The organism is Achromobacter sp. 2789STDY5608621 (assembly GCF_001299375.1).
In the GTDB taxonomy this organism is placed as follows: Bacteria; Pseudomonadota; Gammaproteobacteria; order Burkholderiales; family Burkholderiaceae_B; genus Achromobacter; species Achromobacter insuavis.
In genome coordinates this window covers 69,551-96,333 of record NZ_CYTU01000007.1, presented here as the reverse complement: position 1 = coordinate 96,333, position 26,783 = coordinate 69,551, and the positions used below count along the sequence as shown (strand labels likewise).

The 26,783-nt window shown below is 68.2% G+C and carries 19 protein-coding genes, 1 pseudogene and 2 riboswitches; of the genes and pseudogenes, 12 read left to right on the top strand and 8 right to left on the bottom strand.

Features of this window, described 5'->3' with window-relative positions; all coding sequences use genetic code 11:
• Positions 1-9 precede the first annotated feature (9 nt).
• Both AOZ53_RS10325 and AOZ53_RS10320 read left to right on the top strand, forming a co-directional pair.
• The gene (locus AOZ53_RS10325; protein WP_054487725.1) at positions 10-2,073 is read left to right on the top strand and encodes a putative bifunctional diguanylate cyclase/phosphodiesterase; all 2,064 of its coding nucleotides are present in this window, start codon (positions 10-12) and stop codon (positions 2,071-2,073) included.
• Positions 2,074-2,153: 80 nt separating this feature from the next.
• Complete coding sequence (locus AOZ53_RS10320) at positions 2,154-2,639, top strand: dihydrofolate reductase (RefSeq protein ID WP_054428987.1); 486 nt, start codon at positions 2,154-2,156, stop codon at positions 2,637-2,639.
• A 72-nt stretch (positions 2,640-2,711) separates the two neighbouring features.
• Here the strand turns inward: AOZ53_RS10320 and AOZ53_RS10315 are convergent, their stop codons facing one another.
• Positions 2,712-4,130, bottom strand: a complete 1,419-nt coding sequence (locus AOZ53_RS10315; protein WP_054428988.1) for an aminotransferase-like domain-containing protein — start codon at positions 4,128-4,130, stop codon at positions 2,712-2,714.
• A 172-nt stretch (positions 4,131-4,302) separates the two neighbouring features.
• Between AOZ53_RS10315 and AOZ53_RS10310 the strand changes: the two genes are divergently transcribed.
• The 10 genes from AOZ53_RS10310 to AOZ53_RS10265 all read left to right on the top strand — a co-directional run bounded on the left by AOZ53_RS10310 (position 4,303) and on the right by AOZ53_RS10265 (position 19,184).
• Positions 4,303-5,628, top strand: a complete 1,326-nt coding sequence (locus AOZ53_RS10310) for an omega-aminotransferase AptA (protein ID WP_054428989.1) — start codon at positions 4,303-4,305, stop codon at positions 5,626-5,628.
• Between the two features lie 96 nt (positions 5,629-5,724).
• Positions 5,725-7,221, top strand: a complete 1,497-nt coding sequence (locus AOZ53_RS10305) for a CoA-acylating methylmalonate-semialdehyde dehydrogenase (RefSeq protein ID WP_054428990.1) — start codon at positions 5,725-5,727, stop codon at positions 7,219-7,221.
• Positions 7,222-7,299: 78 nt separating this feature from the next.
• Positions 7,300-8,805, top strand: coding sequence for a M81 family metallopeptidase (locus AOZ53_RS10300; protein ID WP_054428991.1), 1,506 nt, complete (start codon positions 7,300-7,302; stop codon positions 8,803-8,805).
• A gap of 83 nt (positions 8,806-8,888) precedes the next feature.
• On the top strand, positions 8,889-10,454 hold the full coding sequence (locus AOZ53_RS10295) for an ABC transporter substrate-binding protein (RefSeq protein WP_054487723.1): 1,566 nt from the start codon (positions 8,889-8,891) through the stop codon (positions 10,452-10,454).
• A gap of 26 nt (positions 10,455-10,480) precedes the next feature.
• On the top strand, positions 10,481-11,422 hold the full coding sequence (locus AOZ53_RS10290) for an ABC transporter permease (protein WP_006391414.1): 942 nt from the start codon (positions 10,481-10,483) through the stop codon (positions 11,420-11,422).
• Between the two features lie 9 nt (positions 11,423-11,431).
• Positions 11,432-12,337, top strand: coding sequence for an ABC transporter permease (locus tag AOZ53_RS10285; RefSeq protein WP_054428993.1), 906 nt, complete (start codon positions 11,432-11,434; stop codon positions 12,335-12,337).
• Positions 12,338-12,342: 5 nt separating this feature from the next.
• Positions 12,343-14,028: an ABC transporter ATP-binding protein gene (locus tag AOZ53_RS10280; RefSeq protein WP_054487777.1), complete on the top strand. Its 1,686-nt coding sequence runs from the start codon at positions 12,343-12,345 to the stop codon at positions 14,026-14,028.
• Between the two features lie 37 nt (positions 14,029-14,065).
• Positions 14,066-15,475, top strand: a complete 1,410-nt coding sequence (locus tag AOZ53_RS10275) for an amidase (protein ID WP_054487721.1) — start codon at positions 14,066-14,068, stop codon at positions 15,473-15,475.
• A gap of 52 nt (positions 15,476-15,527) precedes the next feature.
• The gene (locus AOZ53_RS10270; protein WP_054487719.1) at positions 15,528-17,003 is read left to right on the top strand and encodes a M81 family metallopeptidase; all 1,476 of its coding nucleotides are present in this window, start codon (positions 15,528-15,530) and stop codon (positions 17,001-17,003) included.
• 210 nt (positions 17,004-17,213) lie between these two features.
• Positions 17,214-19,184 carry a DUF945 family protein gene (locus AOZ53_RS10265; RefSeq protein ID WP_054428996.1) on the top strand — a complete coding sequence of 657 codons (1,971 nt, stop codon included), beginning with the start codon at positions 17,214-17,216 and terminating at the stop codon, positions 19,182-19,184.
• Positions 19,185-19,290: 106 nt separating this feature from the next.
• Here the strand turns inward: AOZ53_RS10265 and gcvP are convergent, their stop codons facing one another.
• From gcvP to AOZ53_RS10230, 7 genes and pseudogenes are all read right to left on the bottom strand, one after another.
• A complete protein-coding gene (gene gcvP, locus AOZ53_RS10260; RefSeq protein ID WP_054428997.1) occupies positions 19,291-22,164 on the bottom strand; it encodes an aminomethyl-transferring glycine dehydrogenase in 2,874 nt (957 codons plus the stop codon).
• A 91-nt stretch (positions 22,165-22,255) separates the two neighbouring features.
• Positions 22,256-22,633 (bottom strand): glycine cleavage system protein GcvH, encoded by a 378-nt coding sequence (gene gcvH, locus AOZ53_RS10255; RefSeq protein WP_006385867.1) that lies wholly within the window; start codon positions 22,631-22,633, stop codon positions 22,256-22,258.
• 96 nt (positions 22,634-22,729) lie between these two features.
• Positions 22,730-23,830 carry a glycine cleavage system aminomethyltransferase GcvT gene (gene gcvT / locus AOZ53_RS10250; RefSeq protein WP_054487717.1) on the bottom strand — a complete coding sequence of 367 codons (1,101 nt, stop codon included), beginning with the start codon at positions 23,828-23,830 and terminating at the stop codon, positions 22,730-22,732.
• A gap of 83 nt (positions 23,831-23,913) precedes the next feature.
• A riboswitch (glycine riboswitch) is annotated at positions 23,914-24,036 on the bottom strand.
• Positions 24,037-24,069: 33 nt separating this feature from the next.
• Positions 24,070-24,162, bottom strand: a riboswitch (glycine riboswitch).
• 93 nt (positions 24,163-24,255) lie between these two features.
• Positions 24,256-25,149: a ZIP family metal transporter gene (locus AOZ53_RS10245; RefSeq protein ID WP_054428999.1), complete on the bottom strand. Its 894-nt coding sequence runs from the start codon at positions 25,147-25,149 to the stop codon at positions 24,256-24,258.
• A gap of 28 nt (positions 25,150-25,177) precedes the next feature.
• A pseudogene (locus tag AOZ53_RS10240) lies at positions 25,178-25,726 on the bottom strand (superoxide dismutase); the annotation flags it as partial.
• Positions 25,727-25,828: 102 nt separating this feature from the next.
• Positions 25,829-26,203: a hypothetical protein gene (locus AOZ53_RS10235; protein WP_054474411.1), complete on the bottom strand. Its 375-nt coding sequence runs from the start codon at positions 26,201-26,203 to the stop codon at positions 25,829-25,831.
• 301 nt (positions 26,204-26,504) lie between these two features.
• Complete coding sequence (locus AOZ53_RS10230) at positions 26,505-26,720, bottom strand: hypothetical protein (protein ID WP_054474410.1); 216 nt, start codon at positions 26,718-26,720, stop codon at positions 26,505-26,507.
• Positions 26,721-26,783: the final 63 nt, after the last annotated feature.

Here is a 26,783-nt window from a genome sequence, read left to right as displayed (position 1 = left end):
ACCCCAAAAATGCTCGTTGGAACATATAACCCTTCGCTCGTCCTCGTATCCCTAGGGGTCGCCATCCTGGCGTCATACACGGCGCTGGGTATGGCCAACCGCGTCAGGGCGGCGAACGGACTGCCGGCGGCGCGTTACTGGCTGGCCGGCGGCGCGCTCGCCATGGGCATCGGCATCTGGTCCATGCACTTCGTCGGCATGCTGGCGTTCAACCTGCCCATCCCGATGGGCTACGACCTGCCGCTGACGCTGCTGTCGCTGGCCATCGCCATCGGCTGCTCCGCCTTCGCGCTGTGGATCGTCTGCAAGGACGACCTGCCCTGGCGCCGGCTGATCGTGGGCGCCCTGCTGATGGGCGCGGGCATCGCCGCCATGCACTATATCGGCATGGCCGCCATGCGGATGATGCCGGGCATCATCTATGACCCGACCTGGTTCACGCTGTCCATCGCCATCGCGGTGGCGGCCTCGGGCGCCGCCCTCTGGATCACCTACCGCCTGCGCCACGACGGCCCGCGGGTGGCGCTGTCGCGGCCGCTGGCGGCCGTGGTGATGGGGCTGGCGATCGTCGGCATGCACTACACGGGCATGAAGGCCGCCGGCTTCCCCGCCGACAGCATCTGCATGGCGGCGAACACCGGCATCTCGGCCGGCTGGCTGGCGATCGCCGTCACCGCCGTGACCCTGAGCGTGCTGGCCATCGCGTTGGTGGTGGCGGTGCTGGACAACCGCCTGGAAGCCCGCACCTCGGCGTTGGCCTCGTCGCTGGCCGAGGCCAACGAGGAACTGGTGCAGCTGGCGCTGCATGACACCCTGACCAAGCTGCCCAACCGCATCCTGCTGGAAGACCGGCTGGAGCAGGCGATCGAGAGCGCCAGCCGCCGCAAGGGCTATTTCGCGGTGCTGTTCTTCGACCTGGACGGTTTCAAGGCGGTCAACGACGCCTACGGCCACCATACCGGCGACGCCCTGCTGATCGACCTGGCCCAGCGCATCCGCCAGACGCTGCGCACCCACGACACCGTGGCGCGGCTCGGCGGCGACGAATTCATCGTGCTCAGCGAAGTGGTGGAACCGACCGACGCCGCCAACGTGGCGGACCGCCTGATCGAGGCGATCGCCCGCCCCGTCATGGTGTACGGCCACGAAGTGCTGGTGACCTCCAGCGTCGGCATCGCCATCTACCCCAACGACGGCGAGGACACCCACGCCCTGCTGACCAACGCCGACGCCGCGATGTACCACGCCAAGCGCCTGGGCGGCACCGGCTACAGCTTCTTCGAGCCGTCGATGAACGCCGACGCGCACGAGCAGATCGAGTTGCTGCACGACCTGCGCCTGGCGCAGGAGCGCGACCAGTTCGTGCTGCACTACCAGCCCAAGTACGAAGCGCCCGCCGGCCCCATCATGGGCGCCGAGGCGCTGCTGCGCTGGAACCACCCGACCCGCGGCCTGGTAGGCCCCGACCAGTTCATTCCCACGGCGGAAAAGACCGGACTGATCCTGTCGATCGGCGAATGGGTCATCAACGAAGCCTGCCGCCAGATGCGCGAGTGGATCAACGCCGGACAGGGTCACTGGACCATCGCCGTCAACATCTCGGCGCTGCAGTTCGCCCATTCCGGCCTGGTCGAGACCGTGCGCAGCGCGCTGGCGCGCCACGACGTGCCGCCCGCCTGCCTGACGCTGGAAGTGACCGAATCGACCGCGATGCGCGACGCCGAGGCCAGCCTGACGGTGCTCAAGCGCCTGTCGGGACTGGGGGTGACCATCTCGATCGACGATTTCGGCACCGGCTACTCCAGCCTGCTGTACCTGAAGCGCCTGCCCGCGACCGAGCTGAAGATCGACCGCGGCTTCGTCAACCAGCTGGACAACGACAACGAGGACGCCGCCATCATCTCGGCGATCGTCGCGCTGGCGCAGCAGTTGAACCTGCGCATCGTGGCCGAGGGCGTGGAAACCACCGCGCAGCAGAAATTCCTGACCGGCCTGGGCTGCGATTCGCTGCAGGGCTTCCTGCTGGGCAAGCCGATGCCGGCCGACGAATTCCTGGAACACGCCTCCAGCTGAAACGGCGCCGGCCAGATTTGCTACGCTTGGGGTCTTTCCGCCGGCCATGCCGGCCCCCCTTGCCTGAGCGCCCCGCCCGCATGTCCGCCCGCCTGACCCTGATCGTCGCCTATTCCACCAACCGCGCCATCGGCCGCGACAACGCCCTGCCCTGGAAACTGCCGGGCGACCTGGCGCACTTCAAGCGCAGCACCCTGGGCCATCCCATCGTCATGGGCCGCAAGACCTGGGACTCGCTGGGCCGCCCCCTGCCCGGCCGCGCCAATATCGTCATCAGCCGCAACCCCGCCTTCGAGGCCGCGGGCGCCACCGTGGTGCCGACGCTGGAGGCCGCCATCGCCGCCTGCGGCGACAGCGCCGAAGCCTTCGTCATCGGCGGCGCGCAGATCTACACGCAGGCCCTGGCGCTGGCCAGCCGCATCCTGGCCACCGAAGTCCATGCCGAAGTCGAGGGCGACGCCTTCTTCCCGCTGCTGCCCGGCTTCCAGTGGCGCGAAACCGCGCGCGAGGCGCAGCCCGAGGAAAACGGCTACCGCTACGACTTCGTGACGTACGAACGCGCCTGAACCCCACCCTGGCGATGACGGCGGCCGGGTTGCCGCCGCTCCCGGCCGCGCCGGGACGTCCCGCCGGAACGACTACGCCGCGCCCTCGTTGCGCATGAAGCGCCACAACGCCGGGGCTTCCGAATACGCCACGTTGAAACGCACCCACGGCGTATCGGCCTCGTCGGCCTCGAAGTACGACCCCGGCGCCAGCCAGATGCCATCCTTCAGCGCCAGCCCGGCCAGGCCGTTGGCGCCGCGCGCGCGCCACTGGCCGGCCACCTTGGCCCAAAGGAACAGGCCCGCCTGCGGCCGCGCATAGATCTCGAACCCATGCTGCGCCATCAGCCCCGCCACCGTCGCGTGGGCCTGGGCCAGCCGTTCGCGGGTGCGTTCGATGTGCGCCCGATAGCGGCCTTCGCGGATGACCTGGTGCACGATGCGCTCCATGATCTCCGGCGAGGTCAGGCCCACCGCCATCTTGGTGCGGGCGATGTCGCGCGCCAGGTCGCGGTGCGCCACCACGTAGCCCACCCGCACCGAGGGACTGATGACCTTGGAATAGCCGCCCAGGTAGACCACCCGGCGGCCGCCATCGAGCGCCGCCAGCATCGGCGTGACGCCGGGCGCCAGTTCGCGCGAGATGTCGTCCTCGACCACCCACAGCCCGTGGCGCTCGGCCAGTTGCAGGATACGGAAGGCGTTGGCCATGCTGATGCTGGCGCCCGACGGGTTCTGCAGGGCGGTGTTGACGAACAGCGCGCGCGGCCGGTGCTGCGACGCGGCCTGCTCCAGCGCCTCGCAATCCAGCCCGTCCAGCGTGCGCGCCACCGGCACCACCCGCAGCCCGGCCAGGCGCAGCATCTGCAGCAGGTTGGCGTAGGCCGGCTGCTCGACCAGCACGGTATCGCCCGGACGCAGCAGCGTGCGGATCACCATGTCGAGCCCGTGCGTCACGCCCTGGGTCAGCAGCACCTGCGACACCTCCACTTCCATGCCCTGGGCGCTGAGCGTGGCGGCGATGGTCTCGCGCAGCGGCGCGTAACCATAGGGATGGCCGTAGTTGGCGATGCGCATGGCCGGCACCCGGCCCATGTGGCGCAGCGCCATGTGCAGCCCTTCTTCATTGAGCCATTCGCCCGGCAGCCAGCCGCAGCCCGACTTGATGGGGATGGAGTGGTCCGCGAAGATGTCCGACAGCAGCCAGGCGGCGTTCAGCCGCGGCGGCTCCCAGGACTGCGGCTCGCCCCGGCGCGGCGGCGCGTCGGGCGAGGCCACGCGGTAGCCGGCGCCCGGGCGCGCGGCCAGCCAGCCCAGCGATACCAGGCGGCTGTAGGCGCTGGCCACGGTAAAGGTGCTGACCTGGTGCTGGCGCGCGAAGTCGCGCACCGAGGGTAGGGACATACCCGGACGCAGCTCCTGCGCCTCGATGGCGCGCAACACGGCCGCCACCACCTGGTCCACCAGGGTCGGCGCCTGGCCGCGGGCACGCACGGGCTTGAAGTCGATCACGGCGCTACGCTAACTGTACAGTTGTCATGCTTGCAACTATACAGTTAGCCCGGTTTGCGCGGATTGTATATTTTCATTCCTCGCCGGACGTACCAGAATCAATCGCATCCCGCCGGCCGCCCGCCCGACACGCGCGCAGGGCTCCGGCGTCTGTCCTACCCCTGGAGCCGCCATGAACGCCCCCGCCGAGTTGCCCGACCTGTCCCATCTCTGGATGCCCTTCACCGCCAACAAGCAGTTCAAGGCGCATCCCCGCATGCTGGCGTCGGCCAAGGGCATGTACTACACCTCGGCCGACGGCCGCCAGGTGCTGGACGGCACCGCCGGCCTGTGGTGCGTGAACGCCGGCCACGGCCGCCAGGAGATCGTCGAGGCGATCTCGCGCCAGGCCGGCATCATGGACTACGCCCCCGGCTTCCAGCTCGGCCATCCGCTGGCCTTCGAGGCCGCCACCGCGGTCGCCAGCTTCATGCCGCAGGGCCTGGACCGCGTGTTCTTCACCAACTCGGGTTCGGAGTCGGTCGACACCGCCCTGAAGATCGCCCTGGCCTACCACCGCGCCCGCGGCGAAGGCCAACGCACCCGCCTGATCGGCCGCGAGCGCGGCTACCACGGCGTGGGCTTCGGCGGCATCTCGGTCGGCGGCATCTCGACCAACCGCAAGACCTTCTCCGGCGCGCTGCTGCCCGCCGTCGACCACCTGCCCCACACCCACAACCTGGAGCAGAACGCCTATTCCAAGGGCCAGCCGGCCTGGGGCGCGCAACTGGCCGATGAACTCGAACGCATCGTCGCGCTGCACGACGCCTCGACCATCGCGGCGGTGATCGTCGAACCGATGGCCGGCTCGACCGGCGTGCTGATTCCGCCCAAGGGCTACCTGGAAAAGCTGCGCGAGATCACCTCCAAGCACGGCATCCTGCTGATCTTCGACGAAGTCATCACCGCCTACGGCCGCCTCGGCGCGGCCACCGCGTCGGAATTCTTCGGCGTGACGCCGGACCTGATCGCGATGGCCAAGGGCGTCAGCAACGCCGCCGTGCCCGCGGGCGCGGTCGCGGTGCGCCGCGAAGTGCATGACGCCATCGTCAACGGCCCGGCCGGCGGCATCGAATTCTTCCATGGCTACACCTATTCGGCCCACCCGCTGGCGGCCGCCGCCATCCTGGCGACGCTGGACATCTACCGCCGCGAAGACCTGTTCGGCCGCGCCCGCAAGCTGTCCGGCGCCTTCGAGCAGGCGGCCCACAGCCTGAAGGGCGCGCCGCACGTGATCGACGTGCGCAACCTGGGCCTGGTGGCCGGCGTCGAGCTGGCGCCGCGCGCCGGCGCGCCGGGCGCGCGCGCCGCCGAAGTGTTCCAGAAGTGCTTCGACAGCGGCCTGATGGTGCGCTACACCGGCGACATCATCGCCGTCTCGCCCCCGCTGATCATCGACGAGGCCCAGATCGGCCAGATCTTCGAGCAGATCGGCAAGGTGCTCAAGGAAGTCGCGTAACTCCCGCGCGGCGCAGGCGCCGCGCATCGCACGCAATGGCGGGCGGCCCCGGGCCGCCCTCCGGCATTTTCAAAGAACCCCGCTCCGAGCTTTCCCATGAAGAAGAACCTCTCCCACTACATCAACGGCCAGCCCTACGATGGCCGCAGCAACCGTTACGCCGACGGTTTCAATCCGGCCACGGGCGAGATCATCACGTCCGTGCCGCTGGCCTCCACCGATGAGGTGGCGCTGGCCGTGGCCTCGGCCAAGGCCGCCTTTCCGGCCTGGTCCGAAACGCCCGCGCTCAAGCGCGCCCGCGTGCTGTTCAACTTCAAGGCGCTGCTGGACAAGCACCAGGACGAACTGGCCGAGCTGATCACGCGCGAGCACGGCAAGGTGTTCTCGGACGCCAAGGGCGAAGTGATGCGCGGCATCGAGATCGTCGAATTCGCCTGCGGCATTCCGCATCTGTTCAAGGGCCAGTATTCCGACCAGATCGGCGGCGGCATCGACAACTGGAGCATGCGCCAGGCCCTGGGCGTGGTGGCCGGCATCACGCCGTTCAACTTCCCGATGATGGTGCCGTGCTGGATGTTCCCGGTGGCCATCGCCTGCGGCAACACCTTCGTGCTCAAGCCGTCCGAGCGCGATCCCTCGGCCTCGCTGCGCCTGGCCGAGCTGCTGACCGAAGCCGGCCTGCCGCCGGGCGTGTTCAACGTGGTGCACGGCGACAAGCAGGCCGTGGACGCGCTGATCGCGCACCCCGACGTCGAGGCCCTGTCCTTCGTCGGCTCGACCCCGATCGCCGAATACATCTACGCCGAAGGCACGCGCCGCGGCAAGCGCGTGCAGGCCCTGGGCGGCGCCAAGAACCACCTGGTGGTGATGCCCGACGCCGACCTCGACCAGGTCACCGACGCGCTGATGGGCGCGGCCTACGGCTCGGCCGGCGAGCGCTGCATGGCGATCTCGGTGGCCGTGGCGGTGGGCGATGTGGCCGACAAGGTGATCGAACGCCTGGTCCCGCGCGTCAAGGCGCTGGTGGTCAAGGACGGCATGCAGGGCGATGCCGAAATGGGCCCGCTGGTCACCGCGCAGCACCGCAACAAGGTCATTGGCTACATCGAGGACGGCGTCGCCGCCGGCGCCGAGATGGTGGTCGACGGCCGCGGCCTGAAGGTGCCGGGCGCGGAAAAGGGCTTCTTCCTGGGCGGCACGCTGTTCGACAAGGTCAAGCCCACGATGAACATCTACCGCGAAGAGATCTTCGGACCGGTGCTGTGCGTGGTGCGCGTGCCCGACTTCGCCGCCGCGGTCGAACTGATCAACGCCCATGAATTCGGCAACGGCGTGGCCTGCTTCACGTCCGACGGCGGCGTGGCGCGCGCCTTCGCCCGCCAGATCAAGGTGGGCATGGTCGGCATCAACGTGCCGATTCCGGTGCCGATGGCCTGGCACTCGTTCGGCGGCTGGAAGCGCTCGCTGTTCGGCGATCACCACGCCTACGGCGAGGAAGGCATCCGCTTCTACTCGCGCTACAAGAGCGTGATGCAGCGCTGGCCGGACAGCATCGCCAAGGGCGCGGAATTCACCATGCCGGTGGCCAAGTAATCATGTAGACGCTCTCACCGCCCCGAGCCGCAAAGCGGCCGGGGTTTTGCCGAAAGACACACAACAAGGGGAATCCTGATGCGCATCGGGATCGGCGGCTTTCAGCATGAAACCAATACCTTCGCGCCTTCGCGCGCGGCCTGGGAAGACTTCGCCGACAAGGGCGGCGGCTGGCCAAGACTGGTCAGCGGCCCGGCGATGTTCCAGGCCGTGGCGGGGGCTAACATTCCCGTGGCCGGCTTTATCGAGGCCATGCGGCAGCACACGCTGCTGCCGGCCACGTGGGCCGCGGCCAGCCCGTCCGGCCCGGTCACCGAGGATGCGTTCGAACGCATCAGCGCGCTGATCCTGCAGGGCCTGAAGGCGGCCATGCCGCTGGACGGCGTGTACCTCGACCTGCACGGCGCCATGGTCACCGAGCACCTGGACGACGGCGAGGGCGAACTGCTCAAGCGCGTGCGCGCGCTGGTCGGCGCCGACGTGCCGGTGGTGGCCAGCCTCGACCTGCACGCCAACATGACACCGGCGATGGTGCGCTACGCCGATGCGCTGGTCTGCTATCGCACCTATCCGCATATCGACATGGCCGAGACCGGCCAGCGCGCCGCCGCGCTGCTGGCGCGGCGCCTGGCCGGCGCGCCGCGGCCCTGCGTGGCGCTGCGGCAGCTGCCCTACCTGATTCCGCTGTGCTGGCAATCGACCGACATCGAACCGGCGCGCAGCCTGTACCGGATGGTGGGCGAGATCGAGGCGCGCGGCGCCCAGAGCGTGTCGCTGGCCACCGGTTTTCCGGCGGCGGATTTCCCCGATTGCCTGCCTGCGGTGTGGGCCTATGGCGCCACCCAGGCCGAGGCCGATGCGGCCGCCGACACGCTGGCGCGCGCGGTGCTCGATGCCGAACGCGACTTCGGCGGCACGCTCCACACACCGGATGACGCCGTCACCACCGCCTTGCGCCTGGCGCGCGAGGCCAATGCCCCGGTCGTCATCGCCGACGCGCAGGACAACCCCGGCGCGGGCGGCAGTTCGGACACCACCGGCCTGCTGCGGGCTTTGATCCGCCACCAGGTGCGCGACGCCGCCATCGGACTGATCGTCGATCCGGAAGCGGCGCTGGCCGCGCATCGCGCAGGCGTTGGTAAAACGGTCCGCATTGCACTAGGTGGACATTCGGGTATTCCCGACGACGAACCGCTGGACGCGGAGTTCATCGTGGAGAAAACTTCGGATGGGCGCTTCGATACGCATGGCGCGTTCTACCGCGGCTTCCATATGGACCTGGGTCCCAGCGCCTGTCTGCGCATCGGCGGCGTGCGCATCGTGGTGGCGTCCAACAAGGTGCAGATGGCCGACCAGGAGATGTTCCGCTTCGCCGGCGTCGAGCCGCGCCGCGCGGCCATTCTGGCGGTGAAAAGCTCGGCGCATTTCCGCGCGGATTTCACGCCGATCGCGCACACGATCCTGGTTTGCGCCGCGCCCGGCTCGATGCTGATGGATGCGGCAAAACAACCATGGACACGGTTGCGTCCGGGCATCAGAATGGCGCCTTGCGGCCCGGTCTTTGCCGGCGCCGCAACCGATTGACCCTCGCACGCCGCGCCAAGGCGCGGCGCGTCAACGACGTAGCGGCAATCCGCGCCGCTCACTACGCATAAAAGGGGAATTTCATGCTCAAGTTCGTCCGCGCGGCCGCGTTCGCCGGCGCCACCCTGCTGATGGCCCATGGCGCCTACGCCGACACCGTCATCAAGGCGGTGATGCACTCGCCGCTGCGCCTGACCGATCCGCACGCCACCACCGCGTACATCACGACGTGGCACGGCTACATGATCTACGACACCTTGCTGGCCACCGACGCCGACAACAAGATCCAGCCGCAGATGCTGGACAAGTGGGAGGTCTCGGCCGACGGCAAGACCTACACCATGACGCTGCGCCCGGGCCAGAAATGGCATGACGGCAAGCCCGTCACGGCCGAGGACTGCGTCGCGTCGATCAAGCGCTGGGCCGCGGGCGACGGCATGGGCCGCACGCTGCTGAAATTCACCGACAAGATCGAGGTCATCGACGACAACAGCTTCCGCATCGTCATGAAGGAACCCACGGACCTGGCGCTGCGCGCCCTGTCCAAGCCGACCGGCACCGCGCCGTTCATGATGCCCAAGCGCATCGCCGACCTGCCCATCGGCCAGCCGATCACCGACATGACCGGTTCGGGTCCGTTCAAGGTCATCGAGTTCAAGCCGGGCGTGAAGACCGTCTACGCCAAGAACGCCGACTACGTGCCGCGCAAAGAGCCCGCCAGCGGCCTGGCCGGCGGCAAGGTGGTGAACGTGGACAAGGTCGAATGGGACGTGATGCCCGACGCCCTGACCACCGCCAACGCGCTGCTGGGCGGCGAGATCGACTTCGTCGAGCAATTCCCCTACGACCTGCTGCCGATGGTCGAGGGCAACAAGGACCTGAAGGAAGAGTCGCTCAGCCCGGTCGGCTACTTCACGATGTACCGCTTCAACTTCAAGTACCCGCCCTTCAACAACAAGAAGATCCGCCAGGCCGCGATGTACGCCATCGGCCAGGAAGACGTGATGAAGGCGCTGGTCGGCAATCCCAAGTACTGGAAGACCTGCGCCTCGCTGTGGGGCTGCGGCACGCCGCTGGAATCGGACATCGGCAAGGACGTGGTGGTGCCCTCGAACATCGAGAAGGCCAAGGCCCTGCTGAAGGAAGCCGGCTATGACAACACCCCGATCCTGGTGATGCACGCCACCGACGTCGGCACGCTGTCGGCGCAGCCGGTGGTGATGGCCCAGGCCCTGCGCAAGGCCGGCTTCAACGTCAACCTGGCGGCGATGGACTGGCAGAGCGTGGCCACCCGCCGCGCCTCGAAGGCGGCGCCGGCCGAAGGCGGCTGGAACATCCACAACACCAACTGGTACGCCACCGACGTGATGGACCCGGTGCGCTCGGCCCCGGCCGCGGCCAACGGCGACAACGCCTGGTTCGGCTGGCCCGACTTCCCGCAAGTCGAGGAACTGCGCACCAAGTTCGCGCTGACCTCCGATCCGGCCGAGCAGAAGAAGATCGCCGACGAGCTGCAGCGCATCGGCATCGACGAAGGCCTGTACGTGCCGCTGGGCCAGATGTCCGTGCCCACCGTCTACACGACCAAGCTCTCGGGCCTGGTGCACGCGCCGGTGTTCGCGTTCTGGAACGTCAAGAAAGCCCCTTGATGGGCAGGTAGTTCAGGGGGAAATACATGCTGGCATTCGTCTCACGCCGGCTCCTCGCGACCATCCCCGTTCTGGTGATGGTCGCGGTGGTGGTCTTCGCGATATTGCGTCTGAGCCCGGGGGATCCGGCCATCATCATGGCGGGCGATGGCGCCACGCCCGAGCGTATCGAACAGATACGCCAGACGATGGGCCTGGATAAACCGGTCGTCAAACAATTCGTCATCTGGGGCGGCAAGCTGCTGCAGGGCGACCTCGGCACCTCGCTGATGTCCGGCGTGCCCGTGACCCAGCTCATCGGCCAGCGCCTCGAGCCTTCGCTCAGCCTGGCGGTGCTGACGCTGGTCTTCACGCTGATCGTGGCGATTCCGCTGGGCGTGCTGGCGGCCTGGCGCCAGGGCCGGCTGCTGGATCGGGCGGTGATGGGCTTCTCGGTGCTGGGCTTCTCGGTGCCGGTGTTCGTCACCGGCTACCTGCTGATCTGGGCCTTCGCCATCAAGCTGGGCTGGTTCAACGTGCAGGGCTACACGCCGCTGGCCAATGGCTTCTGGCTGTTCCTGCACCGGCTGATCCTGCCGTCGCTGGCGCTGTCCACGGTGTACATCGCCCTGATCGCGCGCATCACGCGCACCAGCGTCATCGAGGTGATGGGCGAGGACTTCATCCGCACCGCGCGCTCCAAGGGCCTGACCGAGACCGGCGTGCTGCTGGGCCACGCGCTGCGCAATGCCGCCGTGCCCATCGCCACGGTGGTGGGCCTGGGCATCGCGCTGCTGATCAGCGGCGTGGTGGTGACCGAATCGGTGTTCAACATCCCCGGCCTGGGCCGGCTGGTGGTCGAAGCCGTGCTGGCGCGCGACTACCCCGTGATCCAGGGCCTGACGTTGTTCTTCGCCTTCGTCTACGTGTTCATCAATCTGGTTGTCGATTGCGCCTACACGGTGTTCGACCCCCGTATCCGATACTGAGGCCACGCCATGCAAACGCCCACCGACGCCGCCGCGCAAGCGGCCGCCGATCTTCCCGGCGGCGGCACGCCCCACGTCACCGCCTGGCGCCAGATCCGCCAGGGCCTCAGGAGCTGGCCGGTCATGCTGGCCCTGGTGGTGCTGCTCATCATCGTCGCCATCGCCCTGTTCGCGCCGCTGCTGGGCACGGTCGATCCGACGTTCATCAATCCCGGCGCGCGCCTGAAGCAGCCGTTCACCGACTACCTGTTCGGCACCGACGCCTTCGGCCGCGACGTCTGGTCGCGCGTGGCCTATGGCGCGCGCGTCTCGCTGATCGCGGGCCTGGGGGCCGCGGTCGTCAGCGTCGCCATCGGACTGGTGGTCGGCGTCATCGCCGGCTGGTTCCGCTCGCTCGACGGCATCATCATGCGCACCATGGACGCCATCATGGCGATCCCCGGCATCCTGCTGGCGATCGCGTTGGTGTCGGTGACCGGCGCCAGCCTGACCACGGTGCTGGTGGCCATCACCATTCCCGAGATCCCGCGGGTGGTGCGGCTGGTGCGCGGCCAGATCCTGACCGTGCGCGGCGAGCCCTATGTCGAGGCCGCGCTGGCGCTGGGCACGCCGCTGCCGCTGCTGCTGTGGCGCCACATGGTGCCCAGCACGATCGCGCCGCTGACGGTGCAGGGCACCTATGTGTTCGCCTCGGCCATGCTGACCGAGGCCATCCTGAGCTTCCTGGGCGCGGGCATCCCGCCCGAGATCGCCTCCTGGGGCAACATCATGTCCGAGGGCCGCATGTATTTCCGCATGCTGCCCGGCCTGATCCTGTTCCCGGGGCTGTTCCTGTCGCTGACCGTGCTCAGCGTGAACATCCTGGGCGACGCGCTGCGCGACGCCCTCGATCCGAAAATGGTGCGCAGGATCTGATGCCGATGACCTACTCTCCCACTCCCCCCGCGGGCGATACCTCGTCCGCCGTGCTGGCGATCCGCAACTTGTCGGTGGAAGTCGGCGGCGCCGGCAACCGCGTGGTGCGCAACCTGAGCCTGGACGTGCATGCCGGCGAGACCGTGTGCGTGGTCGGCGAATCCGGCTCGGGCAAATCGGTCACCTCGCTGGCCGTCATGGGCCTGCTGCCGCCCGGCGTGCTGCGCATCAGCGCGGGCTCGATCCGGGTCGAAGGCGAGGATGTGGCCAGCGCCACGCCGCGCCGCCTGCGCGAGCTGCGCGCCACCCGCATGGCGATGGTGTTCCAGGAACCCATGACCGCGCTGAACCCGGTGCACACCGTCGGCAAGCAGGTCGACGAAGTGCTGCGGCTGCATCGCCGCATGTCGGCCGCCGAGCGCCGCGCCAAGGTGCTGGAGATGTTCCGCTCGGTGCATCTGCCCGACGTCGAACGCATCTACGATGCCTATCCGCACCAGCTCTCGGGCGGCCAGCGCCAGCGCATCGTGATCGCCATGGCGCTGATCCTCGAACCCAAGCTGCTGATCGCCGACGAGCCGACCACGGCGCTGGACGTCACCACGCAGAAGCAGATCCTGCTGCTCATCAAGGAACTGCAGGTCAAGCACCAGACCGCCGTGCTGTTCATCACGCACGACTTCGGCGTGGTCGCCGAGATCGCCGACCGCATCGTGGTGATGAACCGCGGCGATCTGATCGAAAGCGGCACGCGCCACGAGATCCTGGCCGAGCCCAAGCAGTCGTACACGCGGCGGCTGGTGTCGTCGGTGCCCAGCCTGGTGCCCTCGCACCGCGAGGCGCCGTCCGGCCAGCCGGTGCTGCACGTCAAGGGCCTGGGCCGCACCTACGGCGGCAAGCGCGCGCTGCTCTCGCGCCGCGCGCCGCAGAACGTGATCGCCGCGGCCGATGTCAACCTGACGCTGCGCAAGGGCGAGATCCTCGGCATCGTGGGCGAATCCGGCTCGGGCAAATCGACGGTGGCGCGCTGCATCGTGCGCCTGATCGAGCCCACCGCCGGCCACATGATGATGGGCGGCGAAGACCTCAGCACGCTGTCCGGCGCGGCCCTGCGCCCGGTGCGCCGCCGCATCCAGATCGTGTTCCAGGATCCGTACCGCTCGCTCAACCCGCGCCGCACCGTGGGCGAATCGATCATCGAAGGCCTGCTCAACTTCGGCGTGCCCCGCGACAAGGCCGAGCAGCGCGCCGGCGAGACGCTGTCGGTGGTCGGGCTCAGCCCCGACGCCATGCGGCGCTATCCGCACCAGTTCTCCGGCGGCCAGCGCCAGCGCATCTGCATCGCCCGCGCGCTGGTGATGGACCCCGAGATCCTGGTGGCCGACGAGGCCGTGTCGGCGCTGGACGTGTCGGTGCAGGCGCAGGTGCTGGAACTGCTCGAGCAGGTGCGCCAACGCACCGGCGTGGGCGTGCTGTTCATCACGCATGACCTGCGCGTGGCCGCGCAGATCTGCGACACCATCATGGTCATGCAGCGCGGCAAGGTCGTCGAAACCGGCGCCGCCCAGGCCGTGCTGACCGATCCCCGCCACGAGTACACCCGCGCCCTGATCGACGCGGCGCCTGGACGCGACTGGGACTTCCGCAACTTCCGGCCCGTGGCGGCCGGCCTCGCGTCCCCCGCCGCGTAGCGGCCTCCAGGCCCCCCACCTTCCATTGGAACCCGCCATGTCGCAACCGCATGAACTCTCGGCCCAGGAACTGCTGGCCGCCTATCGCAACAAGACCCTCTCGCCGGTCGAGGCGACCCGTTCGGTGCTCGATCACATCGCCCGCTGGGAACCGCACATCCACGCCACCTACGCGCTCGACCCCGACCAGGCGCTGGCCCAGGCACGCGCCTCCGAGGCGCGCTGGATGAAGGGCGAGCCGCAGGCCTGCGGCGGCTACTCGCTGGACGGCGTGCCCGCCACCATCAAGGAGAACATCGCCACCCGCGGCGTGCCGGTGCCGCTGGGCACGGCCGCCACCGACCTGACGCCGGCCGCGGCCGACGCGCCGCCGGCGGCGCGCATGCGCGAGGCCGGCGCGGTGTTGCTGGGCAAGACCACCATGCCCGACTACGGCATGCTGTCCTCGGGGCTGTCGAGCTTCCATGCGCTGACGCGCAATCCCTGGGACCTCACCAAGAACCCGGGCGGCTCCAGCGCCGGCGCCGGCGCGGCCGCCGCCGCGGGCTACGGCCCGCTGCATATCGGCACCGACATCGGCGGCTCGGTGCGCCTGCCGGCCGCCTGGTGCGGCATCGCCACGCTCAAGCCCAGCCTGGGCCGCATCCCCATCGACCCGCCCTTCATGGGCCGCTGCGCCGGCCCCATGACGCGCGACATCGCCGACGCCGCGCTGATGATGGGCGTGCTGTCGCAGCCCGACGCGCGCGACCACATGAGCCTGCCGTTCCAGGACTTCGACTGGCTCAACCTGGAGCTGGACGTGCGCGGCCTGCGCATCGGCCTGCAGCTGGACGCCGGCTGCGGCCTGCCGCTGGATCCCGAGATCCGCGCGGCGGTCGAGGCCGCGGCCCGCCTGTTCGAGGCCGCCGGCGCCATCGTCACGCCGCTCAAGCCGTGGATGACGCCCGACATGCTGGACGGCGTCGACCGCTTCTGGCGCACCCGTTCGGCCATCGACCTGGGCGGCCTGCCGCAAGAACGCCGCGCCAAGATCCTGCCGTTCATCCGCACCTGGGCCGAAAGCGGCGGCGGCCAGTCCGGCGAAGCCGTGTTCCGCAGCTACTACGAAACGCTCAACGTGCGCGCCAGGACGGTCGCCGCCACCGCCCCCTTCGACTACGTCCTGTCGCCGGTGGCGCCGGTGGTCGCCTACAACGCCGAGTGGGCCGCGCCCACCAACGAGGTCGCCACGACCATGCACCACATCGGCTACACGCTGCCCTACAACATGAGCGAGCAGCCGGCCGCCTCGGTCAATTGCGGCTACACCCGGGCCGGCCTGCCGATCGGCCTGCAGATCGCCGGCGCGCGCTTCGATGACCTCGGCGTGCTGCGCGTGGCCCGCGCCTGGGAGCGCATGCGCCCGGCCCAGCATCCCTGGCCGCGGCCGCCCCAGGCCGCCTGACGTTCGCTGGCAGGCCCGATCCCCTTCCCTTTGGCAACCCACAGGAATTTCCATGCGTTGGCTTCTGGCAATGATCAAGCACGAGACGAACACCTTCTCGCCCGTGCCCACCCCGCTCGCGCGTTTCTTCCGCGGCAACCCTGAAATCCTGGCTGGCGAACGCGCCATCCGGGCCTACGAGAACACCGACAGCGGCCTGGGCGGCTACATCGAGGTGGCGCGCCGGGTCGGCGCCGAGATCGTGGTGCCGGTGGCGGCCGAGTCCTGGCCCAGCGGCCCGACCAGCGCCGAGACCCATGAACTGCTGTGCAAGCTGGTGCTGGACGAGGTCGCCAAGGGCGGCTACGACGCCATCCTGCTGGACCTGCACGGCGCCATGGTGGCCGAGGGCGTGGAAGACGCCGAGGGCGACCTGCTGCGGCGCCTGCGCGAGCTCGACCCCAAGACCCCGGTGGCCGTGACGCTCGACATGCACGCCAACATCTATGCCGACATCGTCGAGAACGCCACCGTCATCAGCGGCTTCCACACCTATCCGCACGTGGACATCCGCGAGGCCGGCGTGCGCGCCGCCAACGTCATCGTGCGCACGCTGCGGGGCGAGATCAAGCCGGTCATGACCTGGGCCGGCAAGCCCATGCTGCCGCACGTCATGTGCCAGGGCACCCACGCCGAGCCCAACAAATCGCTGCAGGAACGCTGCCGCCAGCTGGAGGCCGACGGCGTGCTGGCGGCGTCGGTGTTCGTGGGTTTCCCGCATGCCGACATCCGCAAGGCCGGCCTGAGCGCGGTGGTCTGTACGGACGCCAACCTGGCGCAGGCCGAGCAATACCGCGACGAACTGCTGGAGCGCGCCTGGAACGACCGCGCCAAGTGGGTGTTCCATCCGGAACCGCTGGCCCCCACCATCGCCCGCGCCAAGGCCATCGAGCAAGGCCCGGTGGTGCTGCTGGACCACTTCGACAACACCGGCTCCGGCGGCACCATGGACACCACCGCGGTGCTGGCCGAAGTGCTGCGCCAGGAACTGGACAACGTGGTGTTCTACGCCATCTGTGATCCGCAGGCGGCGCGCGAGGCCGCCACGGCCGGCGTCGGCAGCACCATCACCCTGCCGCTGGGCGGCAAGGTCGACATGCCGGCCATCCAGCGCGCCGGCGAGCCGCTGACCGTGACCGGGCGGGTCAAGCTGGTGTTCGACGGCGTGTACCTGAACCGCGGCCCCATGTACCGCGGCGTGCGCAACGACACCGGCCTGACCGTGGTGATCGACACCGGGCGGGTCGAGATCGTGGTGGTGTCGCGCCACCAGGAGCCCTTCGACATCAATTGCCTGCTGTCAGCCGGAATCGACCCGCTGCAGAAACGCTATGTGGTGCTCAAGAGCCGCGTCCACTGGCGCGCGGGCTTCTCCGCCATGGCCACCGAGATCATCGAATGCTCCGGCGTGGGCGTCACCACCTCCGATTACAGTCAGCTCGACTTCCAGCACGTACGGCGACCGATCTACCCCCTCGACCCGCTGTAAAACCGGTTTTGTCGACAATATGGCCGGCGCCCGAGGGCGCCGGCTTTCATTTTGAAATCTTCGGTAACGGCGCGCACTGCAACAGGCCATCTCGCCTCGGTATACTCGCCGCGGGTCCTGACAGGCCGATGAATATGTCCCAATTGCCCGCACCGCCCAACGGCGCCGCGCCGCACGGACAAGACTCGACAATCAACGACAAAGCAAAACATGAAAAAGAGCGTAGCGATCACCTTAGCCGTGGTCATAGTGGGAGCGGGAAGCTGGGTGGGTGCCACGTGGTACACCGGCAAGCGCATCGAGGAAGGCGCGCAGCACCGCCTGGCCGAGGCCAACGAGAAGCTGGCCAAGATCACGCCTTTGTTCGGCCTGCGCATCGACCAGATCAAGTACGAACGCGGCCTGTTCTCGACCCAGGCGCGCTACGGCGTGTCGTTCGTCAAGAGCGACAAGAGCCTGAGCGAGCTGCCCGACGGCATGCTGGAATTCGACGCCCGCATCGAACACGGCCCGTTCCCCAAGAGCGCGCTGGCGCGCGGCGCCATCGCCCCGAAGCTGGCCTTCGTCCACACCGAAATGGCCAAGACGGACAACGTCAAGCCGGTGTTCGAGCTGACCAAGGACGTCTCGCCCCTCATCACCGATGCCGTGGTCAGCTTTGGCGGCAACACCGCCTCGACCGCCCGCATCGCGCCGGTGAAAGTGACGCATGAAGGCAATTCGGTCGATTTCAGCGGCATGGAAATCACCGGCACCTTCGACCGCGGCCTGCAGGCGATCACCGCCAACGCCAAGACGGACACGCTCGCCGTCGACGGCTCCAAGAGCAGCGACCCGATCAAGATGCAGATGACGGGCCTGTCCATGGACGTCGACAGCCGCATGGGCAAGTTCGGCCTGTCGGTCGGCGACTCGGCCATCAAGATCAAGCGCATCGATGTCACCAAGCCGGACGTCGACGTCAAGGTCGCGCTCGACAACTTCGGCTACACCGTCAAGCTCTCCGAAGACGACAAGAACATCAACATCCAGGCCGCCTACCAGACCGGTGAACTGAACGTGAACGACGTGGCCCTCGGCAACGGCCAGGCCGTCATCAAGCTGGCCAGGCTGGACGGCGCCGCGGTCAAGCAGCTGTCGGACACCTACAACCAGCTGATGCGCCAGTACATGGCCGACACCCGCGACGAAGGCCTGAACGACGAGCAGTTCCAGGTGCTGCTGGACAACGCCGGCAAGCTGCTGGCCGGCAACCCCTCGTTCAGCATCGACCCGATCAGCTGGAAGACCGCCAAGGGCGAAAGCAAGCTGAACGTCACCCTCGATCTGGCCAACCCGCCCAACGTCAAGGACCTGACGCCGCAGGAAATCGTGGTCAAGGCGATCAAGCAGATCGACGCCACCCTGGTGATCTCCAAGCCGATGGTGCAGGACCTGATGGTGCAGTACGCCATCAAGAAGGACGGCATGGCGGCCGACAAGGCCGAAGCCGAGGCCGCCGACAACGTGCGCAGCATGTCCGGCATGGCCGAGATGTTCAATGTCGGCAAGAACGATGGCGACAACATCGTCGGCAAGTTCCACTTCGCCGACGGCATGGGCGACCTGAACGGCAAGAAGATCCCGGCCGACGAACTGTTCTCGGGCCTGCTGGGCGCGACCGGCATGAACAGCGCGATGGACGACGATGAAGAGGAAGCCGAGCCGGCCGCTGGCGCCACCGCCATGGACAACGACATGGCCGCGACCAGCAACGCCGACGTGGTGAACGAATTCGACGTCGACATGGTCGTCCACATGCTGGAAGACATGGGCTACACCACCCGCAAGACCGACGGCGACGAAGGCCCGGTGCTGATCCTGGACGCCAGCAATTCCGGCGCCACCGACCTGCGCCTGGAATTCCTGTGCAACGACTTCTCCGAGAAGTGCTACGACCTGGTGGCCACCGCGACCTACGCCAGCAAGAAGCCGGCCACGCTCAAGGCCATCAACGCCTGGAACCAGGAATACCGCTGGACCCGCGCCTACCTGGACGACAAGAACCAGGCCGTGCTGCAGATGGACATGAACGCCGAAGGCGGCATCGGCAAGAAGAACCTGCAGATCCTGCTGAACACCTACTTCAGCATCACCGAGGAATTCGCCACCGCCATCACGGCGGCGCCGGCCAGGAAGTAAGGCGGCCGCACAAAAACAAAACCCCCATCTTGCGATGGGGGTTTTTTTTGCCTGTCGCCAGGCGGGCCCCGATGGTTCGCCCCGCGGGGCGAACCATCATGCGGCATCAGGCGTAGGCTTCGATCGGCAGGCAGGCGCACACCAGGTTGCGGTCGCCATAGGCGTTGTCCACGCGCGCCACCGGCGGCCAGTACTTGGCGTCGCGCAGCGAGGCCACCGGATAGGCGGCCTGCTGGCGCGGGTAGTCGTGCAGCCATTCCTCGGCCAGCAGCATCTGCGCGGTGTGCGGCGCGTTCTTCAGGACGTTGTCCTCGCGATCGCGTTCGCCGCGCTCGACCTGGGCGATTTCCTCGCGGATCGAGATCATCGCGTCGATGAAGCGGTCCAGTTCGGCCACGCCTTCGGATTCGGTCGGCTCGACCATCAGCGTGCCGGCCACCGGGAAGCTCATGGTGGGGGCATGGAAGCCGTAGTCCATCAGGCGCTTGGCGATGTCCTCGGCGCTGATGCCGCTGGTTTCCTTCAGCGGACGCACGTCCAGGATGCACTCGTGCGCCACGCGGCCGTTACGGCCCGCGTACAGCACCGGGTAGTGGCCGCGCAGGCGGGTGGCGATGTAGTTGGCGTTCAGGATCGCGACTTCGGTGGCGCGGCGCAGGCCGTCGGCGCCCATCAGCGCGATGTACACGAACGGGATCGGCAGGATGCCGGCCGAGCCGAAGGGCGCGGCCGAGACCGGGCCGACCTTGGCTTCGCCCGGCAGCTTGCCCTGCTCGTTCACCACGCCCGGCAGGTACGGCGCCAGGTGCGCGCGCACCGCGACCGGACCGACGCCCGGGCCGCCGCCGCCGTGCGGGATGCAGAAGGTCTTGTGCAGGTTCAGGTGCGACACGTCCGAGCCGAACTTGCCCGGCTTGGCCACGCCGACCATGGCGTTCATGTTGGCGCCGTCCAGGTACACCTGGCCGCCGGCCTGGTGCACCAGGTCGCAGATCTCGGTCACGGCTTCCTCGAACACGCCATGCGTGGACGGGTAGGTGATCATCAGCGCGGCCAGCTTGTCGCCGACCTGTTCGATCTTGGCGCGCAGGTCGCCCAGGTCGACGTTGCCGTTGGCGTCGGACGCCACCACCACCACTTCCATGCCGGCCAGCTGCGCCGACGCGGGGTTGGTGCCGTGGGCCGACGACGGGATCAGGCAGACGTTGCGCTGGTGCTGGCCGTTGGCCTGGTGGTAGCCGCGGATCGCCAGCAGGCCGGCGTATTCGCCCTGCGCGCCTGAGTTGGGCTGCAGGCTGATGTTGTCGTAGCCGGTGATTTCGCACAGCGCGGCCGACAGGCGCGTGATCAGCTCGTCGTAGCCCTTGCTCTGCGAGGCGGGCGCGAACGGGTGCACCAGCGCGAACTCGGGCCAGGTGATGGGGATCATCTCGGCCGTGGCGTTCAGCTTCATGGTGCACGAGCCCAGCGGGATCATGGTGCGGTCCAGCGCCAGGTCCTTGTCGGCCAGCTTGCGCAGGTAGCGCAGCATGTCGGTTTCCGATTGCACGCTGGAGAACACCGGGTGCTTGAGGATGGCGCTTTCGCGGGCCACGGCGGCGGGGATGCCGCTGGCGGCGGCGGCGTCGAGCGCGTCGATGTCCAGTTCGACGTCATCGCGCTCCAGGCCGGCGGCGAACACGTTCACCAGCGCCTGCAGGTCGGCGGCGGTGACGGTCTCGTCCAGCGACACGGCCAGGCGGGCGCCGTCGACGCGGCGCAGGTTGACGTGCTCGCACTCGGCGGCCGTCAGGATGGCCGGGGTGGCCGGGCCGGTTTCCAGCAGCAGCGTATCGAAGAAGGTGTCGTTGGCGACCTTGATGCCCAGCTTGCCGAGTTCGGCGCGCAGGATGGCGGTGTAGCGCTGCACGCGCTCGGCGATGCGGCGGATGCCGGCCGGGCCGTGCCAGACGGCGTACATGCCGGCCATCACGGCCAGCAGCACCTGCGCGGTGCAGATGTTCGAGGTGGCCTTCTCGCGGCGGATGTGCTGTTCGCGCGTCTGCAGCGCCAGGCGCATCGCCGGGTTGCCCTGGGCGTCCTTGGACACGCCGACCAGGCGGCCGGCCATGTTGCGCTTGAAGGCGTCCTTGCAGGCCATGAAGCCGGCGTGCGGGCCGCCGAAACCGAACGGCACGCCGAAGCGCTGGGCCGAACCGATGGCGATGTCCGCGCCCCATTCGCCCGGCGCGGCCAGCAGGGCCAGCGCCAGCAGGTCGGTGGCCACGGCCACCACCGCGCCTTGCGCGTGGGCGGCCTCGGCCAGCTTGCGGTAATCGGCCACCGAGCCGGTGCTGTGCGGGTACTGCAGCAGCACGCCGAAGCATTCCGGCAGGCCGTCGGCCTCGTCGCCGATGGCGATCTCGATGTCCAGGCCCTCGGCGCGGGTGCGCACGACTTCGATGGTCTGCGGATGCACGTGGCGCGAGATGAAGAACACCGGGCTCTGCGACTTGGCGCCGCGGCGCGCCAGCGTCATGGCTTCGGCGGCGGCGGTGCTTTCATCGAGCAGCGAGGCGTTGGAGATGTCCAGCCCGGTCAGGTCGGCGACCATGGTCTGGTAGTTCAGCAGGGCCTCCAGGCGGCCCTGCGAGATCTCGGGCTGGTAGGGCGTGTAGGCCGTGTACCAGGCGGGATTCTCGAGAATGTTGCGCAACACCACGTTGGGCGTCTGCGTGCCGTAGTACCCCTGGCCGATGTAGTTGCGGAAGACCTTGTTGCGGCCGGCGATCTGCTTCAGTTCGGCCAGCACGTCGGCTTCGCTGCGCGACGGCGGCAGCGCCAGCGGCGCCTGGCTGCGGATCTTGGGCGGCACGACTTCTTCGATCAGGGCGTCCAGGCTGGGGCTGCCGATCGCGGCGAGCATGGCGGCCTGGTCGGCGTCGGAGGGGCCGATGTGGCGGGGAATGAAGTCGGTGTGGGTGTCTAGGGCGCGCGACATGGGGGGATCTCGAGATGGCGGTGTCGTCGGAAGGACGGACGGTGATGCATGGACGGGCGGCGGCGCCAGCGCCGCGCCCGCCCTGACGGGCTTAGCCGTTGGCGACGGCTTCGTAGCCGGCGGCGTCCAGCAGCTTGTCGGCATCGGCGGCGTTGACCGGCTTGATCTTGAAGATCCAGGCGGTGAAGGCCGATTCGTTGATCAGGTTGGGGTTGCTTTCCAGCTCGTCGTTGAACGCGACGATTTCGCCGGCCACGGGCGCGTAGATGTCGGAGGCGGCCTTGACCGACTCGACCACGCCGGCGGTCTCGCCCGCGTTCAGCTTGGCGCCGACCTTGACGTCGCCGACGAAGACCAGGTCACCCAGCTGGTCCTGGGCGGTATCGGTGATGCCGACGACGAATACGTCGCCTTCGGCTTTGACCCATTCATGGGACTCGGTGTACTTGCGATCGGTGGGCAGACTCATGGGGACTCCTGGGGGATTCGGATAAGGAAATGGTGTTGCGCGCCTCGCGCCGGCGGCCTGCCCCGAGGGCCCGGCCAGCGGCGCGAAGCTTCGAGTTTACGAGTGTTCGACGGCTTTGCCGTTACGGACAAACGGCAGTTTGCAGACCAGGGCGGGCACCCACTTGCCGCGGATGTCGACCTCGACCGTGTCGCCCGCGACCACGCCTTGCGGCAGACGGGCAAAGCCGATCGAGACGCCCAGCGTCGGCGACATCGTGCCGCTGGTGAGCTCGCCCACGCCGTTTTTGGTGCGCACCGCCATGTGGGCACGCATCACGCCGCGTTCCTGCAGCTTCAGGCCGATGAAGGCGGCGGGCGTGGCGAACTGCTCCAGCGCGTCGCGGCCGATGAAGCGGCGCTCGGGGTTTTTCAGGGACACCGTCCAGGTCAGCGCGGCTTCGCCGGGCTGGGTCAGTTCGTCCATGTCCTGGCCGTACAGGTTCATGCCGGCTTCCAGGCGCAGCGTGTCGCGCGCGCCCAGGCCGGCCGGGCGCACGCCCTGGGCCGCCAGATCGCGCCACAGTTGCACCGCCTCGGTGGCGGGCAGCACGATCTCGAAACCGTCTTCGCCGGTGTAGCCGGTGCGCGCCACCAGGGTGTCGTCGCCGACGCGGGCGGCCACGAACGGAGTCAGCGGCTCGCTGGCGGCCTGCCAGGCCGGACGCGCGGCCCAGACCTTGGCGCGGGCATTGGGGCCCTGCACGGCGATCATGGCCAGGTCGCGGCGCGGCGTGATGGTGACGTCGAACTTGCCGGCCTGCTTGACGCGCTGCATCCAGGCCATGTCCTTGTCGGCGGTGCCGGCATTGACCACCACGCGCCATTCATCGGCGGCGAAGAAGTACACGATCAGGTCGTCGATGACGCCGCCCTGCGGGTTCAGCATGCAGGTGTAGAGCGCCTTGCCGGGCACGGTCAGCTTGGCCACGTCGTTGGCCACCAGGCGCTGCAGGAAGGCGAAGGCGTCGGGGCCGGCGATATCGGCGTTGAGCATGTGCGAGACGTCGAACATGCCGGCGTCCTGGCGCACCGCGTGGTGCTCTTCCAGTTGCGAGCCGTAGGCCAGGGGCATGTCCCAGCCGCCGAAATCGACCATGCGGGCGCCGGAGGCGATGTGTTCGTCGGCCAGCGGGGTGCGTTTGAGGGTTGCGGACATGCGCGGATACTCCGGAGCGGCAGCGGTGCCAGGGTTACGGAATGCCGCTGGCGGACAGGAAACGCCCGCGCAACGGCTGAATTTTCCGCCCCTCTGTCCTTTTGCCTGAGAGTTGCCCCGCGTGGCGGGTTTGCACCTTCGGCGCCTGGGCTGCGCGCTATGTCCCTGTTTGGGCAGCGGCGCCAGGTCTCTCCAGAGTGCTGCTTTGCCGCGTCCGCGCGGTAAAAACCGGGACAGGGCAAACATGCGCGGTATGGGATACCTGAGCGATTCTGGGCGAATTGCGCCTTCGGCGGCGACCGCGGGCGGCCGCTCTCTCCCGCAACATGCGTGACAGCGCCGAAAGCATACCGCGAAACGCCGCTGCGTTGTTGATCCACGGCCTAGATCCGCGGCCGTGGGCCGCCCCCCCACGCAACGCCCGCTCAGCCCAGCGCGGTGTCCAGCAGCATCATCAGCACGAAACCCAGCATCAGTCCGCAGGTGGCGTAGACCTCGTGCCCCTTGCGGTGCGATTCGGGGATGATCTCGTGGCTGATCACGAACAGCATGGCCCCGGCGGCGAACCCCAGCCCCCACGGCAGCAACGCCGCCGACCAGCCCACCACCGCCGCGCCCAGCACCGCGCCGACCGGCTCGACCAGGCCTGACAGCATGCCCAGCGCCACCGCGAAGGCGCGCTTGTAGCCGGCGGCGATCAACGCCACCGCCACCACCAGCCCTTCGGGAATGTCCTGGATGGCGATGCCCGTGGCCAGCGCCGTGCCGCGCACCGGATCGTTGCCGGCGTAGCCCACGCCGATGGCCAGGCCCTCGGGCAGGTTGTGCAGCGTGATGGCGAAGACGAACAGCCAGGTGCGGCGCAGGCGGTGCGCCTCGATGCCTTCGCGGCCCTTGATGAAATGCTCGTGCGGCAGCAGCCGGTCCATCAGCAGCAGCACCGCCGCGCCCAGCAGGATCGCCGCGCCCACCGTCAGGCCCGCGCCCCACGGGCCGGCGCCGCCGGCCTCGGCCGCCGCGATGCCCGGCGCCACCAGCGAAAAGGCGCTGGCCGCCAGCATCACGCCCGCGCCGAAGCCGAACATGCTGTCCTGCATCTTCTGCGGGATGGTGCGCGCGAACAGCACCGGCACGGTGCCGGCAGCCGTGGCGCCGGCCGCGACCATGCCGCCCAGCAGCGCGTCCGCCACGTGCGGCGCGTGGGCGCCGAAATAGACCCAGGCCTGGTGCAGGCCCAGGCAGGCCACCAGCACCGCCAGCGTCCAGACGCTGACGCTGGTGGCCGCGGGCCGGACGCGATGACGGCTGAAGGTGTTCATGGACCGCTGCCTCCCGCGCGAACCGGGATCAGCCCACGGCGGCGGCGTAACGGCGCGCCACCTCGGACCAATCGATCACGTTGTAGAAGGCGCCGATGTATTCCGGCCGGCGGTTCTGGTACTTCAGATAGTAGGCGTGCTCCCACACGTCCAGGCCCAGGATCGGGGTATTGCCATGCATCAGCGGGCTGTCCTGGTTGGCGCTGCTTTCCACCACCAGCTTGCCGGCCGGCGTCACGCTGAGCCAGGCCCAGCCGCTGCCGAAGCGCGTCAGCGCCGCCTTGGTGAAGGCTTCGCGGAAGGCGGCTTGGCCGCCCAGTTCGGCATCGATGGCGCGGGCCAGCGCGCCATCGGGCTCGCCGCCGCCCTGCGGCGACATGACCGACCAGAACAGGCTGTGGTTGGCGTGGCCGCCGCCGTTGTTGCGCACCGCGCCGCGGATGGCCTCGGGCAGCTGGTCGATGCGCGCCACCAGGGCGTCGATCGGTTCATCGGTGGCGATGCCGGCGCCTTCCAGCGCGGCGTTCAGGTTGTTGACGTAGGTCTGGTGGTGCTTGCTGTGGTGGATCTCCATCGTCAGGGTGAAGAGAAGAGAGATATTCAGAACGTCTGGGCGAGATAAATGTGGGACATCCCGATCCAACATGCGACATTCTGGTCCGCCTTTTGTAAGGCCTTTTCAAATATCCGAATGGACGTAGCGCTGTAAAACTGCCAGCACTGCATCGGGCGATAAGGCGAGCGGAAGGGTTGTGGACGAACCGGTTCTTGTGTCGATGATGACCGCGAGCGAGGTGGCACTGGCGGTCTTCTGAAGTGGATCTCGCACAGACTTGACGTATCGCCCCAGCGCCGACCGCTTGATCGGAATGCCCTCCGCCACCAAAGCATCGGTCATTTGAGTAATGGTGAGCCGGGGCTGCAGATTGATCATGCGATCAACCTTTTCCTGTTGCTCGGCAGTCAACCGAGTGAGGATCGACGAAACCGCTGACATCTTGACGGCTCTCCTGTTAACGGCGGGGAGGGTCCCGCCCTGCGCGACGAGAATCATGATAGTAGCTCTGACACGTCGGCGCCTAGCAGAGATCAGCATAACGGACGCTGGATTGGCGCCAAGGCTACGGACTTGAGGCCGGCATCCAGCAACGCGGGACCGCTGATGCAGACTGGAACATACACACGGAAAGACCGTCGGCCATGTTGAAGTGTGAGCCACACTCCACAATCAACCTTCTTCTGCTGGGTGATCGTCCAGACCCTAGCATTGGGCATCAAGCGAGCCACCTGGGCACCTAGCGCGACTTTCCGCATGTTCTCGGTGAACGTCATACGCATCTTCGTTGCTGCGTCCATCATTTTCCCCTGGCGCCCTGGGCTTGAAGCCGGGCGGCCGTAGTGGCATCGCTCGGCTTCGAGTCGATTTGGATGGTTGTCGTCGAAACTACGACACAGACAACTGCCAGAAACCAGCCCCAACCCGGGGCGCGCTTGTAGATCAAAAAGGCGGCCATACCGAATAGGCTACCCAGATACGTCAGGGCCAGAGCCCACCGAATGGTTTCACTCATCGGATTGCTCCTTGAACCTAATTCGCTTCGGCTCGGGCCGCGCGTTGCTTCTCGACCCACCGC

Excerpts from the sequence above, each read along its gene's own strand:
- AOZ53_RS10295 (WP_054487723.1), top strand. The coding sequence starts at position 8,889 with ATGCTCAAGTTCGTCCGCGCGGCCGCGTTCGCCGGCGCCACCCTGCTG.
- AOZ53_RS10325 (WP_054487725.1), top strand. The coding sequence starts at position 10 with ATGCTCGTTGGAACATATAACCCTTCGCTCGTCCTCGTATCCCTAGGG.
- AOZ53_RS10265 (WP_054428996.1), top strand. The coding sequence starts at position 17,214 with ATGAAAAAGAGCGTAGCGATCACCTTAGCCGTGGTCATAGTGGGAGCG.
- gcvT (WP_054487717.1), bottom strand. The coding sequence starts at position 23,830 with ATGTCCGCAACCCTCAAACGCACCCCGCTGGCCGACGAACACATCGCC.
- AOZ53_RS10320 (WP_054428987.1), top strand. The coding sequence starts at position 2,154 with ATGTCCGCCCGCCTGACCCTGATCGTCGCCTATTCCACCAACCGCGCC.
- gcvP (WP_054428997.1), bottom strand. The coding sequence starts at position 22,164 with ATGTCGCGCGCCCTAGACACCCACACCGACTTCATTCCCCGCCACATC.
- AOZ53_RS10300 (WP_054428991.1), top strand. The coding sequence starts at position 7,300 with ATGCGCATCGGGATCGGCGGCTTTCAGCATGAAACCAATACCTTCGCG.
- AOZ53_RS10285 (WP_054428993.1), top strand. The coding sequence starts at position 11,432 with ATGCAAACGCCCACCGACGCCGCCGCGCAAGCGGCCGCCGATCTTCCC.
- AOZ53_RS10230 (WP_054474410.1), bottom strand. The coding sequence starts at position 26,720 with ATGAGTGAAACCATTCGGTGGGCTCTGGCCCTGACGTATCTGGGTAGC.
- AOZ53_RS10270 (WP_054487719.1), top strand. The coding sequence starts at position 15,528 with ATGCGTTGGCTTCTGGCAATGATCAAGCACGAGACGAACACCTTCTCG.
- AOZ53_RS10305 (WP_054428990.1), top strand. The coding sequence starts at position 5,725 with ATGAAGAAGAACCTCTCCCACTACATCAACGGCCAGCCCTACGATGGC.
- AOZ53_RS10275 (WP_054487721.1), top strand. The coding sequence starts at position 14,066 with ATGTCGCAACCGCATGAACTCTCGGCCCAGGAACTGCTGGCCGCCTAT.
- AOZ53_RS10280 (WP_054487777.1), top strand. The coding sequence starts at position 12,343 with ATGACCTACTCTCCCACTCCCCCCGCGGGCGATACCTCGTCCGCCGTG.
- AOZ53_RS10245 (WP_054428999.1), bottom strand. The coding sequence starts at position 25,149 with ATGAACACCTTCAGCCGTCATCGCGTCCGGCCCGCGGCCACCAGCGTC.
- AOZ53_RS10235 (WP_054474411.1), bottom strand. The coding sequence starts at position 26,203 with ATGATTCTCGTCGCGCAGGGCGGGACCCTCCCCGCCGTTAACAGGAGA.
- AOZ53_RS10310 (WP_054428989.1), top strand. The coding sequence starts at position 4,303 with ATGAACGCCCCCGCCGAGTTGCCCGACCTGTCCCATCTCTGGATGCCC.
- gcvH (WP_006385867.1), bottom strand. The coding sequence starts at position 22,633 with ATGAGTCTGCCCACCGATCGCAAGTACACCGAGTCCCATGAATGGGTC.
- AOZ53_RS10290 (WP_006391414.1), top strand. The coding sequence starts at position 10,481 with ATGCTGGCATTCGTCTCACGCCGGCTCCTCGCGACCATCCCCGTTCTG.